The 14282-nt window shown below is 69.2% G+C and carries 16 protein-coding genes; 11 read left to right on the top strand and 5 right to left on the bottom strand.

Annotated elements, in window-relative coordinates:
- Positions 1–39 precede the first annotated feature (39 nt).
- The 5 genes from IE266_RS18080 to IE266_RS18060 all read left to right on the top strand — a co-directional run bounded on the left by IE266_RS18080 (position 40) and on the right by IE266_RS18060 (position 5716).
- A complete protein-coding gene (locus IE266_RS18080; RefSeq protein ID WP_189681518.1) occupies positions 40–1293 on the top strand; it encodes a saccharopine dehydrogenase family protein in 1254 nt (417 codons plus the stop codon).
- A 120-nt stretch (positions 1294–1413) separates the two neighbouring features.
- Positions 1414–2379, top strand: coding sequence for a class II fructose-bisphosphatase (glpX, locus tag IE266_RS18075; protein ID WP_189681517.1), 966 nt, complete (start codon positions 1414–1416; stop codon positions 2377–2379).
- A gap of 76 nt (positions 2380–2455) precedes the next feature.
- Positions 2456–4207, top strand: a complete 1752-nt coding sequence (gene recJ, locus IE266_RS18070) for a single-stranded-DNA-specific exonuclease RecJ (RefSeq protein ID WP_189681516.1) — start codon at positions 2456–2458, stop codon at positions 4205–4207.
- A gap of 59 nt (positions 4208–4266) precedes the next feature.
- Complete coding sequence (locus tag IE266_RS18065; protein ID WP_189681515.1) at positions 4267–5403, top strand: alkane 1-monooxygenase; 1137 nt, start codon at positions 4267–4269, stop codon at positions 5401–5403.
- On the top strand, positions 5321–5716 hold the full coding sequence (locus IE266_RS18060) for a hypothetical protein (protein WP_189681514.1): 396 nt from the start codon (positions 5321–5323) through the stop codon (positions 5714–5716). Before IE266_RS18065 ends, IE266_RS18060 begins: the two co-directional genes overlap by 83 nt.
- Before the next feature lie 6 nt (positions 5717–5722).
- On the opposite strand, the gene IE266_RS18055 is transcribed toward IE266_RS18060, so the two are convergent.
- Positions 5723–6073, bottom strand: coding sequence for an OB-fold nucleic acid binding domain-containing protein (locus IE266_RS18055; protein ID WP_189681513.1), 351 nt, complete (start codon positions 6071–6073; stop codon positions 5723–5725).
- Positions 6074–6197: 124 nt separating this feature from the next.
- Between IE266_RS18055 and IE266_RS18050 the strand changes: the two genes are divergently transcribed.
- Both IE266_RS18050 and IE266_RS18045 read left to right on the top strand, forming a co-directional pair.
- Positions 6198–6521, top strand: coding sequence for a 2Fe-2S iron-sulfur cluster-binding protein (locus tag IE266_RS18050; RefSeq protein WP_189681512.1), 324 nt, complete (start codon positions 6198–6200; stop codon positions 6519–6521).
- The gene (locus IE266_RS18045; RefSeq protein WP_189681511.1) at positions 6521–7363 is read left to right on the top strand and encodes an FG-GAP repeat domain-containing protein; all 843 of its coding nucleotides are present in this window, start codon (positions 6521–6523) and stop codon (positions 7361–7363) included. The genes IE266_RS18050 and IE266_RS18045 overlap by 1 nt, the downstream gene beginning before the upstream one ends.
- Before the next feature lie 7 nt (positions 7364–7370).
- Here the strand turns inward: IE266_RS18045 and IE266_RS18040 are convergent, their stop codons facing one another.
- Entirely contained in the window at positions 7371–8294 is a 924-nt protein-coding gene (locus IE266_RS18040) for an HNH endonuclease (RefSeq protein WP_189681510.1), read from the bottom strand.
- A 53-nt stretch (positions 8295–8347) separates the two neighbouring features.
- Positions 8348–9610, bottom strand: coding sequence for a phosphoribosylamine--glycine ligase (gene purD, locus IE266_RS18035; protein ID WP_189681509.1), 1263 nt, complete (start codon positions 9608–9610; stop codon positions 8348–8350).
- A 138-nt stretch (positions 9611–9748) separates the two neighbouring features.
- Between purD and IE266_RS18030 the strand changes: the two genes are divergently transcribed.
- Positions 9749–10309 (top strand): type 1 glutamine amidotransferase domain-containing protein, encoded by a 561-nt coding sequence (locus IE266_RS18030; protein ID WP_189681508.1) that lies wholly within the window; start codon positions 9749–9751, stop codon positions 10307–10309.
- A gap of 7 nt (positions 10310–10316) precedes the next feature.
- Here the strand turns inward: IE266_RS18030 and IE266_RS18025 are convergent, their stop codons facing one another.
- On the bottom strand, positions 10317–10808 hold the full coding sequence (locus IE266_RS18025; protein WP_189681507.1) for an RrF2 family transcriptional regulator: 492 nt from the start codon (positions 10806–10808) through the stop codon (positions 10317–10319).
- Positions 10808–11287, bottom strand: coding sequence for a carboxymuconolactone decarboxylase family protein (locus IE266_RS18020; RefSeq protein WP_189681506.1), 480 nt, complete (start codon positions 11285–11287; stop codon positions 10808–10810). Before IE266_RS18020 ends, IE266_RS18025 begins: the two co-directional genes overlap by 1 nt.
- Before the next feature lie 107 nt (positions 11288–11394).
- Here IE266_RS18020 and xseA point away from each other — a divergent pair, with 107 nt between their 5' ends.
- The 3 genes from xseA (at position 11395) to IE266_RS18005 (ending at position 14142) form a co-directional block, all read left to right on the top strand.
- Positions 11395–12882, top strand: a complete 1488-nt coding sequence (gene xseA / locus IE266_RS18015; RefSeq protein ID WP_189681505.1) for an exodeoxyribonuclease VII large subunit — start codon at positions 11395–11397, stop codon at positions 12880–12882.
- A gap of 151 nt (positions 12883–13033) precedes the next feature.
- Positions 13034–13405 carry a peptidoglycan-binding domain-containing protein gene (locus IE266_RS18010; protein ID WP_189681504.1) on the top strand — a complete coding sequence of 124 codons (372 nt, stop codon included), beginning with the start codon at positions 13034–13036 and terminating at the stop codon, positions 13403–13405.
- Positions 13406–13467: 62 nt separating this feature from the next.
- Complete coding sequence (locus IE266_RS18005; protein ID WP_189681503.1) at positions 13468–14142, top strand: Crp/Fnr family transcriptional regulator; 675 nt, start codon at positions 13468–13470, stop codon at positions 14140–14142.
- The last annotated feature ends 140 nt before the right edge of the window (positions 14143–14282 follow it).

Here is a 14282-nt window from a genome sequence, read left to right as displayed (position 1 = left end):
CGCCTGGCGGGCCGCCTCATCATCTGAGGGGATTCAGATTTGAAGAAGAACGTGCTCATCATCGGCGCCGGCGGCGTCGCGCAGGTCGTCGCGCATAAATGCGCCCAGAACAACGACGTGTTCGGCGCCCTTCACATCGCCAGCCGTACCCGCTCGAAATGCGAGGCGATCCTCGCCAGTGTCCACGAGAAGGGCGCCATGAAGGTCGCCGGCGACTTCACCGCGCATGAGGTCGACGCCATGCAGTCCAACGCCGTCGCCGCCCTGATCCGGCAGACCGGCGCGCAGATCGTCATCAACGTCGGCAGCGCCTTCGTGAACATGCATGTGCTCGACGCCTGCATCGAGACCGGCGCCGCCTATATCGACACCGCCATCCACGAAGAGGCCGACAAGATCTGCGAGACCCCGCCGTGGTACGCCAACTACGAGTGGAAGCGACGCGATACCTGCGCCGAGAAGGGCGTGACGGCGATCCTCGGGGCCGGCTTCGACCCGGGCGTGGTCAACGCCTATGCCCGCTTCGCCATCGACCAGATGGACGAGGTCAAGAGCATCGACATCATCGACATCAACGCCGGGTCGCACGGCAAGTATTTCGCTACCAACTTCGACCCGGAGATCAACTTCCGCGAATTCACCGGGACCGTCTACTACTGGGAAGACCAGAGCTGGAAGGAAACCAGCATGTTCGCCTCGGGCCAGACTTGGGACCTGCCGGTGGTCGGCCCCTCGAAGGCCTATCAGTCGGGCCATGACGAGGTGCATTCGCTGGCCACGCATTACCCGCAGGCGGATGTCCGCTTCTGGATGGGCTTCGGCGATCACTACATCAACGTCTTCACCGTGCTGCAGAACCTGGGCCTGCTGTCGGAACAGCCCGTCACCACGGCCGAGGGCCAGGAGGTGATCCCGCTCAAGGTGGTCAAGGCCTGCCTGCCCGACCCGGCAAGCCTCGCGCCGAACTACACCGGCAAGACCTGCATCGGCGACCTGGTGAAGGGTGTGAAGGACGGCAAGGAGGTCGAGCTCTTCGTCTACAACGTGGCCGACCACAAGGAAGCCTACGAGGAAGTCGGCAGCCAGGGCATTTCCTATACCGCCGGCGTGCCGCCGGTGGCCGCGGCGATGCTGGTGGCGACCGGCGAGTGGGACGCCCGAACCATGAAGAACGTCGAGGAACTCGACCCTCGGCCGTTCTTCACCCTGCTCGACCGGATGGGACTGCCGACCCGTGTCCTGAAGGGCGGCCTCGGCGGCGAGGACATGCCCTGGGCCGACTACGCCGGATAGGCCCTTGCGGGCGGGGGCGACAACCCCCGCCCCCTCCGCTGGCGGCACGCAGGCTTGTGCCGCATCCGCCGCGCGGATAAACCGAAGGCAAGCAACCTATTCAGCAGGAATGATGACACCATGACCTCGACCGCCGATTTCCAGGACCGGATGCTCTCGCTCGGCCTCGCCCGTGTCGCCGAACAGGCGGCGCTGGCCTCGGCCAGCTGGGTGGGCCGCGGCAACGAGAAGGCCGCCGACCAGGCCGCCGTCAACGCCATGCGCACGCAGCTGAACCTGCTCGACATCGCCGGCGTCGTGGTCATCGGCGAAGGCGAGCGTGACGAGGCACCGATGCTCTACATCGGCGAGGAGGTCGGCACCGGCAACGGCCCCGGCGTCGATATCGCGCTCGACCCGCTGGAAGGCACCACGCTGACCGCCAAGGACATGCCGAACGCGCTGACCGTGATCGCCATGGGCCCGCGCGGCTCGATGCTGCACGCGCCTGATACCTACATGGAAAAGCTCGCCATCGGCCCCGGCTATCCCGAAGGCCTCGTGACCCTCGACATGCCGCCAGCCACCCGCGTCTCGGCGCTGGCGACCGAGAAGGGCTGCCAGCCGAAGGACATCACCGTCTGCATCCTGGAACGCCCGCGCCACGAGGCGATGATCGCCGAAGTGCGCTCGACCGGCGCCTCGATCCGCCTCATCACCGATGGCGACGTCGCCGGCGTGATGCACTGCGCCGACAGCGCCACAACGGGCATCGACATGTACATGGGCACCGGCGGCGCGCCCGAGGGCGTGCTCGCGGCGGCGGCGCTCAAGTGCATGGGCGGCCAGATCGAAGGCCGGCTGGTGTTCCGCAACGACGACGAGAAGGCCCGCGCGGCCAAGGCCGGCATCACCGACCTCGACCGCGTCTATCGCCGCGACGAGATGGTGACGCAGGACGTGATCTTCGCCGCCACCGGCGTCACCGGCGGCACCCTGCTGCCCGGCATCCGCCGCGAACCCGGCTGGATGACCTGCACCACGCTGCTGATGCGCTCGAAGACCGGCTCGGTGCGGCGCATGGAATACCGCACCCCGGTGGTCTGAGGCCGCGCGGGCGGCGACTTCGGGACGCCTCCGGCGGGAGTATTTTTCAAGAGAAGAAGCAGCAGGCGCGCAGGGCATGATGGAGGCGGGTTTCCTGGGAGTGTCGGCCTCGCTGACCGGGCGCCGCTGGGTCGGCCCCGGCATCGAGATCGAGCGCGCCTCGGAGGCGATGGCCCAGGCCACCGCCCTGCCCCGCCCGCTGTGCCAGGTGCTGGCCCGGCGCGGCGTGCCGCCCGCCGAGGCGATGGCCTTCCTGACCCCCAAGCTGGCCGACCTGCTGCCCGACCCGCGCCGCCTGCGCGACATGGAGGTGGCGGCGCGCCGCTTTCTCGCCGCGGTGAAACGGCGCGAGCGGATCGCGGTATTCGCCGATTACGACGTCGACGGCGGCAGCTCGGCCGCGCTGCTGCTGGTCTGGCTTCGCGGCATGGGACTGACCGCGACGCTCTACATCCCCGACCGGATCGACGAGGGCTATGGCCCCAATGTCGAGGCGATGTCGATGCTGGCGGCGAACCATGACCTGATCGTCTGCGTCGACTGCGGGACGCTGAGCCACGAGCCGATCGCCGCCGCCAAGGGCGCCGACGTGATCGTGCTCGACCACCACCTCGGCGGCGAGACGCTGCCCCCGGCGCTAGCCGTGGTGAACCCCAACCGGCAGGACGAGGAGGGCGACCTCGGCCACCTCTGCGCCGCCGGCGTGGTCTTCCTGATGCTGGTCGAGGCGCGCCGCCAGCTGCGCGTGGCGGGGCAGCCGACCGGGCCCGACCTGATGGCCCTCCTCGACCTGGTGGCGCTTGCCACCGTGGCGGATGTCGCGCCGCTGATCGGGGTCAACCGCGCGCTGGTGCGCCAGGGGCTGACGGTCATGGCCCGGCGCGAACGCCCCGGCCTGGTGGCGCTGGCCGACGTCTCGCGGATGGACACCGCGCCCACCCCCTATCACCTGGGCTTCCTGCTCGGCCCGCGCGTCAATGCCGGCGGGCGGATCGGCAAGGCCGATCTCGGCGCGCGGCTGCTCGCCACCGACTCCGAGGCCGAAGCGCAGGGACTGGCCGCGCGGCTCGACCAGCTCAACACCGAGCGGCGCGAGATCGAGGAGGCGGTGCGCCTGTCCGCGCTGGCCCAGGCCGAGGACCGCGGCCTTGAAGCGCCGCTGGTCTGGGCGGCTGGCGAAGGCTGGCACCCCGGCGTCGTCGGCATCGTGGCGGCGCGGCTCAAGGAGTCGGCGAACCGCCCGGCGGTGGTGATCGGCGTCGAGAACGGCATCGGCAAGGGCTCGGGCCGCTCGGTCGCCGGCGTCGACCTCGGCGCGGCGATCCAGCGGCTGGCGGCGGAAGGGCTGGTGCTGAAGGGCGGCGGCCACCGCATGGCGGCCGGGCTGACGGTGGCCGAGGACCGCATCGAGGCGGCGATGGAGCGGCTCTCGGAGCTGCTGGCGCGCCAGGGCGCAGGCACCGGCGGCGCCGCCGACCTGCGCATCGACGGCGCCCTGATGCCCGGAGCCGCCACGCCCGAACTGGTCGCCCAGGTCGAACAGGCCGGGCCCTATGGCGCCGGCGCCTCGGCCCCGCGCTTTGCCTTCCCCGAGCTGCGGGTGAGCTTTGCCAAGAAGGTTGGCGAGAAGCACCTCAAGCTGGTCCTGCATGACGGCGGCGGGCAGAAGCTCGACACCATCGCCTTCGGCGCCTTCGATTCCGACCTGGGGCCGCGGCTGCTGGAGCATGCCGGCGCGCGTTTCCATGTCGCCGGGCGGCTCGAGATCAACACCTGGGGCGGGCGCTCGCAGGTGCAGCTGCGGCTCGAGGACGCGGCCGAGGCCTGAGCCTCTGGACAGCGCCCCCGCCGCGTCCGACACTCGGCCCAGCCACCGAAGGAGACCGCATGGCCTGGTATGCGCTGGCCAGCCTGACCCCTGCCGCCCTGCTGGCGCTGGCCTGCCTGCTGGGCGGAGCCTGGGCCTGGGTCGCACTGTTCGCCATGACCCTTCTGGTCAGACTGCTTGACCGGCTGACACGCGTTGCCCTGCTGCCGCGCGAGACAAGCGGCGCTGGGCTGGCGGTGGCTGTGGCACTGGCGCATTTCGTTCTGCTGGTCCTGGGCCTGCGCGCCCTCTCCGGTGCGGTCCCTCTCGGCCCCTGGCAGATGCTCGCGCTGGCGGTGGCGCTGGGGAACTTCTTTGGGCAGGTTTCGAACTCGGACGCGCATGAGCTGATCCATGCCCGCAATCGCTGGCGGGTGCGGCTTGGCACGGCGGTCTATGTCTCGCTGCTGTTCGGCCACCACGTCTCGGCGCATCTGCGGGTGCATCACCCAAATGTCGGCACCGGCGCCGACCCCAATTCGGCGCGGGCGGGCGAAGGCTTCTACCGCTTCTGGGCGCGGGCCTGGGCCGGTTCGTTCCGCGAGGGTTGGCGGGCCGAGACCAGGCTGCGACGCGGGCGCGGCGGGCTGCATCCCTATGCCGCCTATCTCGGCGGGGCCCTGCTGACCCTGGCCGCTGCCTGGATGATCGGCGGGGTTCGCGGCGTTCTGGCGCTGCTCTTCCTCGCGCTCTACGCCCAGACCCAGCTGCTGATGGCCGATTATGTCCAGCACTATGGCCTGCGCCGGGCGCTGCGCGCCGACGGCAGCCCCGCGCCGGTCGGCCCCGGCGACAGCTGGAACGCCGCGCCCTGGTTCTCGGGCGCAATGATGCTGAACGCACCGCGCCATTCCGACCACCACCTGAACCCGGCCCGCCCCTTCCCCGCTTTGCGGCTCGACCCGACGCTGCCGATGCTGCCGGCGGGCATCCCGGCGATGGCGATGCTGGCCACCGTGCCGCCGCTCTGGCGGCGGGTGATGGACCGCCGGCTCACCGCCCTGCCCCCGCGCCCGGTTAACCATTCGCAAACCATAAGTGGCGGCGATGGGGCGATTCTGGCAGACTTGCCCCATGGTGAGACTGATCCCGATTCTGCTGGCCCTGACGGCCTCGCCAGCGCTCGCGCAATCGACGCTGAGCGCCGAGGCCTTTGACGCCTATACCCGCGGCAAGACGCTCTACTACGGCGCCGGCGGCGAGGCCTATGGCGTCGAACGCTACCTCGAGGGGCGGCGCGTGGTCTGGTCCTTCCTCGATGGCAAGTGCAAGGACGGCATCTGGTACGAACAGGCCGGGCAGATCTGCTTCCTCTACGAGGACAGCGGCGAGCCGCAATGCTGGACCTTCCGCGAATCGGCCAGCGGCCTGGTGGCGCAATACGTCAACGACCCCGAGGAAACCGAGCTCTACGAGGCGCGCGACATGGGCGACGAGATGCTCTGCTACGGGCCGGACGTCGGGGCCTGAGGGGACTCAGCGCGCCAGCAGCAGGTCGAGCATGGCCGAGATGTCCTCGACCTGCTCGGCGATCACATGGGTGACCTCATGCGCCCGCTGCACCCGGCCGGTCACCCGCAGCATCCGCCCGGCGATCACCGCGCGGCGAAACCGTTCATACATCTTGCGCCAGACGATGACGTTGACCACCCCGGTCTCGTCCTCCAGCGTGAGGAAGATCACCCCCTTGGCGGTGCCCGGCCGCTGCCGCAGGATCACCAGCCCCGCCACCGCCACCCGCGCGCCCTCGGGCGGCTCGGCAAGCCGGGCGGCGGGCAGGCAGGCCGGCGGTCGCGGCCAGCGGGGCAGATCGGAGCGCGATTCCATGAGAACAAATATAGAACACGCCTCCGCACTGTCCAGCGGCCTCCCAGCCTAACACAGATTTGGGTGGCATCCGGCAAACCGCTTGGCTAGGAAGTTCCCGCAGGAAGCGAAAGGAGCCCGCCGCATGGCGAAGATCACCTATATCGAGCACAACGGCACCCGGCACGAGGTCGAGGTTTCCAACGGCATGACCGTGATGGAAGGTGCACGGGACAACAACATCCCCGGCATCGAGGCCGACTGCGGCGGCGCCTGCGCCTGCTCGACCTGCCATGTCTACGTGGACCCCATCTGGGTCGACAAGCTCCCGGCCAAGGAAGACATGGAAGAGGACATGCTCGACTTTGCCTGGCAGCCCGATCCCGAGCGTTCGCGCCTGACCTGCCAGCTGCGGGTCACCGACGCGCTCGACGGTCTCGTCGTGCAGATGCCCGAAAAGCAGATCTGATGCTGCGGCGGGGCGCAGGTCTCTGCCGCCTCGCGCTGCTCGGCCTCATGGCCGCGACCGCTGCCCCCGCCTGCGAGGCCCGTTTCCCGGCAGGCGGTCTGCCGGGACGATCCTCCGTCGCCCCCTTCATCAACCCGCCCCCCAATCTCGCGCACGAGAACTGGGCACCGGTGGGTGTCCGGATGGAGTTCCACGCCGGCTTCGCGGAAGCGACCGACGCCTACGGCCATAACATCATGGGCCGATTGCAGGACATGCGCCTGCTCACCATCCACGTCACCCAGGCCGGGTCCGACCGGACCACCTGCCCCGCCGAGGCCCTGCTGCCCGAGGACGAGGTCTTCGAGGACATCGCCCCCCGCATCGCCGATCTCGACGGTGACGGGATGCCCGAGGTCATCGTGGTGCAAAGCGACCTGCGGCTGGGCGCCCGCCTCGCCATCTACGACCGCCGCGCCCGGCTGATCGCGGCAACGCCCCCCATCGGCCAGCCACATCGCTGGCTCGCCCCGCTCGGGGCAGACGATCTCGACAGCGACGGCAGGATCGAGATTGCCTATGTCGACCGCCCGCACCTCGCCCGGGTCCTGCGGGTCTGGCGGTTCGAGGGCGGCCACCTGACCGAAGTCGCCAGCGCCGAAGGCCATACCAACCACCGCATCGGCGACGAGAGCATCTCCGGCGGCGTGCGCTACTGCGACGGTCGGGCCGAGATCGTGACCCTCGACCCCGCCTGGCGGCGCATCCAGGTCACGACCCTGAGCGACGGACAGCTCGAAACCCGCGACCACGCCGCCCTGCGCGGCAGCCAGAGCCTCGAGGCCGCGCTGCTCTGCCGCTAGGCGGGCCTCACTCCCAGGGCGCCGGATCCGTGGGCATCACCTGTCCGAAGACATGCTCGCGGTGCCAGCGCAGGTTCTCGGGGTGCGGCGCGTTGCGCGGGTCCTGTGGCGGCAACAGGGTACCCTCGCTGCGCAGCAAGCGGTGCGCCACGTCGCCCGGCACCTTGTTGTGCGAGACGAGGATGGTCCGGCAATCATCGGCCACCGAGATCAGCCCGCGGTCAAACATCCAGTGCAAGGTCCCCGACAGGGCCAGCCCGTTGCGGACCGAATCGCTGCCATCGCGTTCGACCGGGCGGATATGCGCCGCCTGCACCTCGGGCCGTCCACCGCCGTTCCGCAGCCGCAGACCCGACATGGCACAGCGATAGTCATAGGCCTCGCGCACCTTCCGCCGGAAGGCGACATCGCGATATGGCCGGCGGGTCAGCCGCTCCAGCACGGGGCGCTCAAAGGTCAGCGCCTCCTCCTGCATTCCAGCAGGCACAGGGTCGTAGCGCACCTGTTCCTGCCATTCGAGATCCTGCGGCAGGCCAAGGTTGACGATGCGCGCGAACTCGGCCTCGGGCAGGCGGCGCACCGCCAGCTGCACCGAGCCGCCCGATCGCGGCAACCCGTCCGGTCCGGTCAGTGCCTGCTCCAGCGGCCGCCCGTTCAGCAGACGCGGGACATCGCTGTCGAAGGGCAGGTAGCTGCCCGGCGCGATCAGCGCGAGAAAGCGCCCCTCGGCTCCGGGTTTCGGGATCACCTGCGCGATCTTGGCGACCGCGAAATAGCCGCGCGGCCCGGCTTTCACCGGTTCGTAATAGACGATCCAGTCACCAACCGCTTCGTTGACGGCCTTCAGATAGGACCGGGGAAAGTCGTAGACCCGGTCCGGTTCATCCTCGTAAATCGAGTCGGCCTTGTGCAGAAGAACCAGTTTAACCATGCCGCCAGGAAATCCGGACGGCCTGGAAAAGCAAGCAAATTCCTCAGATTACCTCACAGCGCCCGCCAGCCGATGTCACGGCGGCAGAAGCCCTCGGGCCAGTCGAGCGCGTCGACCATGGCATAGGCGGCGGCATGGGCCTCGGCCAGCGTGGCGCCGCGCGCGGTCAGGTTCAGCACACGGCCGCCGGTGGCGATGACCTGCCCGTCCTTCTCGGCGGTGCCGGCGTGGAAGCACATCTGGAAGCTGTCCTCGGGCAGGCTGTCGAGCCCGCCGATCACGCTGCCCTTCCGGTAGGCGCCGGGATAACCCTGCGCCGCCATCACCACGGTGAGCGCATGATCGTCGGCCCAGTTGACCCGCATGGTGTCGAGCCGCCCCTCGGCCACCGCGTGCATCAGATCCATCGCCTGGGCGCCAAGCCGCATCATCAGCACCTGGCACTCGGGATCACCGAAGCGCACGTTGTATTCCACCAGCCGGGGCTGGCCGTCCTTGATCATCAGCCCGGCATAGAGCACGCCCTGGTAGGGCATCCCGCGCCGCGCCATCTCGGCCATGGTCGGGCGCACGATCTCGTCGAGCGCCTTGGCCGCGATCTCGTCGGTCAGCACCGGCGCGGGCGAATAGGCGCCCATGCCGCCGGTGTTCGGACCGGTATCGCCATCGCCAACCCGCTTGTGGTCCTGCGCCGTACCGATCGGCAGCACCGTCTCGCCGTCGCAGAGCACGAAGAAGCTGGCCTCCTCGCCCTCCATGAACTCCTCGATCACCACCTCGGCCCCGGCCGCGCCGAAGGCGCCGCCAAAAATCTCGTCGATACCGTCCAGCGCCTCGGCTTCGGTCATCGCCACGATGACGCCCTTGCCGGCGGCCAGACCGTCGGCCTTCACGACAATCGGCGCACCCTGCGCGCGGACATAGTCCTTTGCCGCCCCAGCCTCGGAAAAGCGCGCCCAGGCCGCTGTCGGTGCGCCGGCCGCGTCGCAGATTTCCTTTGTGAACCGCTTCGAGGCCTCAAGCTGCGCCGCCGCCGCCGAAGGGCCGAAAACCAGGAAACCGGCCTCGCGCAGCCGGTCCGAGATGCCGGCGGCCAGCGGCGCCTCGGGGCCGACGATCACGAAGTCGATGGAGTTGTCCTCGGCGAATTCGGTCACCGCCGTCGGGTCGAGAATGTCGAGCTGGGCGCATTGCGCGATGCGCGCGATCCCGGCGTTGCCCGGTGCGACGATCAGCTTGTCGCATTTCGGGTTCTGCATCACTGCCCAGGCCAGCGCATGTTCGCGCCCGCCGCCGCCGAGAATGAGGATGTTCATGCGCCTGACCCCTTGCCGTTCCTGGCGCCTGCTTAGGGGGGAGGGCGGCGATAGGCAAGAACCCCCGGTGTCGCGGAACCCCTCGGGCCACCACACGTTGACCTGCTCGAACAGAGACACACCGGAAAGGAGCGCACCATGCCCCGTATCGACGGAAAGAAGATCGCCATTCTCGCCACCAACGGCTTCGAACAGTCCGAACTGGAACACCCGCTGAAAGCCCTGGCCGAGGCAGGGGCCGAGGTCCACGTCGTCTCGCCCGAATCCGGCCAGATCCGGGGCTGGGACAACAAGGACTGGGGCCGGGCCATCCCGGTCGACCGCGCCTTGTCCGAAGTTTCGGCAACCGACTACGACGGCCTCGTCCTGCCGGGCGGGCAGATCAACCCCGACCTGCTGCGCGTCAACGAGGACGCCCTGTCGCTGATCCGCGCCTTCTGGCAGGCGGGCAAGCCGGTTGGCGCCATCTGCCACGCCCCCTGGCTGCTGGCCGAGGCGGGTATCGCCGAGGGCCGGCACCTCACCTCCTACAAGTCGATCCGCACCGACATGCGCAACGCCGGCGCCCATTGGGAGGACAGCGAAGTGGTGACCGACCAGGGCCTTGTCACCAGCCGCAACCCGAACGACCTGCCGGCCTTCTGCGCCAAGCTCGTCGAGGAGATCGCCGAAGGCCGCCACGAGCGCCGCGCGGCCTGATCCTGCTTCAACTGGAAATCCGCTTCTTCAGCCAGCCGGCGGTTCTGCTCTGCAAATCCGCCGGCAACTCGCGTCCCAGTTGATCCGCAAGGGCGGAAAGCGACTGCGCCGCCAGTTCGCGCCGCCAGGCGTCATCCGCCCGCCACATGATGCGCGCCACCTGGCACGGCCCCTCGGGGCGGAAGCCTGGCGGATGGCAGGGCGCGTTGCAGCGGATCTCGGTGCAGGCAAAGCTGCGTCCGCCGCCCTCCACCGCCTCGACGATGTCGAGAAAGCTGATAGCCGAGGCCGGCCGGGCGAGCCGATAACCGCCTGCCGGCCCAAGCGAGCCCTCGACAATCCCCACCTGCGCGAGGCTCTGCAACGCCTTGGAGAGATACTCTTTCGGCACCCCGTGGAACTCGGCCAGCGCCCGTGTCGAAAGCCGCGCGCCTTCGGGCAGCATTGCCAGGATGGCGCAGCAATGCAGCACCCATTCGACCTGGTTGCGCAGCTGCATCAGGACAGGCCCGCCTTGTCCAGCCCGAGCAGCGCGTCCGAGGAACCCGGCACCGGGGTGAAGGCCGCGACAACCCGGTTCCAACCGTTGATGGCCACCACCGCGAAGGTGAGCTGCGCCAGCAGCGCCTCGCCGAGGATGCCGCGCATCCGCTCGAACAGAGCTTGCGACACGCCTTCGAGCGACAGCCGGGTCAGCGCCTCGGTCCATTCCAGCGCGGCGCGTTCCCGTTCGTCGAACAGCGGCGATTCGCGCCAGACCGCGACGTGATGCAGGCGCAGTTCACGCTCCCCCGCCAGCCGGGCGCCCTTGACATGCATGTCGGTGCAGAAGGCGCAGCCATTCATCTGGGAGGCGCGCAGGTTCACCAGTTCGCGCAGGATGTCATCGAGTTCGCCACCGTGCACCGCCTGGCTGAAGGCCAGGTATTTCTTCGCCGCGTCCGGCGCCTTGCCGTAATAGTCGAGCCGCTGGGTCATCGCTCCACTCCAATTAGGATACATATTATCCTAATGGATATACAATATCCGCATTACGAGTCAATGCCCCCCTTTCCCTCGCCCGCGCGCTGGGGCAGACTCGGCGCATGGACCTGATCGACGATCCCCAGCCGGGGCAGAACACACCGGAATACACCGTCTCGGAGATCTCCGGCGCGGTGAAACGCACGCTCGAGGGCGAATTCGGCCGCATCCGTGTGCGGGGCGAGGTCGGCCGCGTCTTTCGGGCCGGCTCGGGGCACCTCTATTACGACGTCAAGGACGACCGGAACGTGCTGGCCTGCACCACCTGGAAGGGCCAGGTCGCGCAGCTTTCGGTCAAACCGGAAGAGGGGCTCGAGGTCATCGTCACCGGTCGGCTGACCGCCTTCGGGGCGCAATCGAAATACAACCTCAACGTCGAGGAAGTCACCGTCGCCGGGCAAGGCGCGCTGATGGCGCTGCTCGAGAAACGCAAGAAGCAGCTGGCCGCCGAGGGGCTTTTCGATGCATCGCGCAAGAAGAAGCTGCCCTTCCTGCCTGGCATCATCGGGGTTGTCACCTCGCCCCAGGGCGCAGTGATCCGTGACATCCTGCACCGGCTGCGCGACCGGTTCCCGCGCAAGGTGCTGATCTGGCCGGTGGCGGTGCAGGGCGCGAACTGCGCCCCCGAGGTGGCCCGCGCCATCGCCGGGTTCAACCGCCTGACCCCCGGCGGCGCGCTGCCGCGCCCCGACCTGCTGATCGTCGCGCGTGGCGGCGGCTCGGTCGAGGATCTCTGGGGCTTCAACGAGGAAATCGTCGCCCGCGCCGCCGCCGCCTCCCAGATCCCGCTGATCTCGGCGGTGGGTCACGAGACAGACACCACGCTGATCGACTATGTCGCCGACATGCGCGCGCCGACGCCCACCGCCGCCGCCGAACTGGCAGTGCCGGTGCGCATGGAGCTGATCGCCTGGGCCGAGGCCATGGGCGGGCGGCTGTCGCGCGCCGCCGCTTCGGGGGTCAGGCAGCGCCAGCAGCGCCTTGCCGACCTCTCCCGCGCGCTGCCGCGCAAGGAGAGCCTGCTCGACACCGCCCGGCAGCGCTTCGACCGCACCGCCGACCGGCTCGACGGCGCGCTGACCGCGGGCGTCCAGCGCCGCCGCCTGCACCTCTCCGAGGTGGCAGGCTCGCTGCGTCCCGGCCTGCTCAACCGGATGATTGCCGCCCATCGCAACGCCTTCCAGGCCCGCGCCCGCGCCCTGCGCCCGGCGCAGCTGCAGACGCGGCTGACCGCCGAACGCGAGGCGCTGACCCGGCTTGAACGAAGGCTCTCGATCGCCGCCAACGCCCAGCAGCAACGCCGCGCCACCGCGCTCGCCGGCGCCGAGCGGATGCTGGCCACGCTGGGCTACCAGGCGACGCTGGAACGCGGCTATGCCGTGGTGCGCAGCGGGACGGACCTCGTCACCACCCGCGCCGAGGCATCGGGCCACGCCGCCCTGGAGATCGAATTCGCGGATGGCCGGCTGGAGGTGGCAACAACCGGCGCTCGCCCGACGCGCAAGACCAAACCCGAGGATCCGCCGGGCGGTCAGGGGTCCCTTTTCTGAAGTGTAATGCCCGGCGCGGGCGTTGCGGCGGAGTATTTATCAAAAAGGAGAAGCAGGGGGCGCGGACCAACGTCCCGGCAGGCGCGCCCTTGGCGAGGATGCCTGCCGCGCGCTAGACTGGGCGCAACCGCCCGCCAGAGGCCAGCCGAGCATGACCCCGATCCGCCCTGCCCTTCTCGCCCTCGCCCTTGCCGCCTGCGCTGCGCCGGTGGAGGATACCGCCGAAAGGCTCGACCTGCTCGCGCCCGACGATGCTTGCTGGGCCGACGAGCGGTTGAAGAACGGCTCGCCCCGCCGCTACCAGGTGCCCTGCCCCGAGTTGCAGACGCCCGAGTTCATCGCCGCGCTCCAGCGCGCGCTGGCGGTGCGCGGCCTCTACGACGGGCCGCCGAGCGGAACGATGGACGCGGCGACCGCCGAGGCCATCCGCCGCTACCAGGCGCCGCTCGGGATCTGGTCGGGCAAGCTGACCGTCGAGGCCGGGCGCAAGCTGGGCCTGGTGGTGGACCCGCCGGCCGGCTGACGCAAAAACCTTGTGCCAGAGGTGGGGTTTGCTAGTCTGGCGCCGCCAGAGGAGACCCGGCCATGCTCACAGACAATCTGCCCAAGACCGGTTTCCTTTCGGAGGCTTCGGACACCCTGCTCGAGATGCTGATGTCGCTGGCCACCGAGGTCAAGCTCGACACCGGCGCGGTGCTCTTCGAGCAGGGCGACGAGGCGCGCGAGCTTTACGCGCTGCTGAGCGGGGTGCTGGAGATCAGCGTGCTCTCGCTCGACGGCCGCAAGCTGGCGCTGAACATGCTGCATCCCGGCGCGCTCTTCGGCGAGATCGCGCTCTTCGATCCGGGCGAGCGGACGGCGACTGTGACGGCGCTGGAGCCCTGTGTGCTGCGCCGGGTGCGCTATGACGACGTGCTCGACCAGGTGCGCGAGGAGCCCGATCTGGCGATCGACCTGATCCACCTGGCCGGGCAGCGGATGCGCTGGATGGACCGGCAGCTCAACGACCAGGTCTTCCTGCCGATGCCGACCCGGCTGGCGCGCAAGATCCTCTATCTCACCGAACGCCCCGAGGGCGAGGTCGGCACGCTGGCGCTGAGCCAGTCGGAGCTCGCCGAGTTTGTCGGCGCGACCCGCGAGGCGGTGTCCAAGACGCTTTCGATCTGGAAGAAGATGGGCGTCGTCGATTCCTCGCGCGGGGCGCTGATGGTGGTCGACCGGCCCGCCCTGCAGGCGCTGGCGGACCCCGACCAGATCTAGGCACGCCCCTGAACGACTCGCCGCTGCGGCAACGGCGCGCAGTCGTCCTGCCGGGGCAGATTATACTCGTATATTTTATTCATATATTTCATATAGATATCCAGTTTCACCGAAATTTCCGCCCCCATTGTGATCTGTTT

The sequence above is a fragment of the Seohaeicola zhoushanensis genome (assembly GCF_014656415.1).
GTDB lineage: Bacteria > Pseudomonadota > Alphaproteobacteria > Rhodobacterales > Rhodobacteraceae > Seohaeicola_A > Seohaeicola_A zhoushanensis.
Note: the sequence above shows the minus strand (reverse complement) of the source record. Positions and strands in the feature narration are given on the sequence as shown.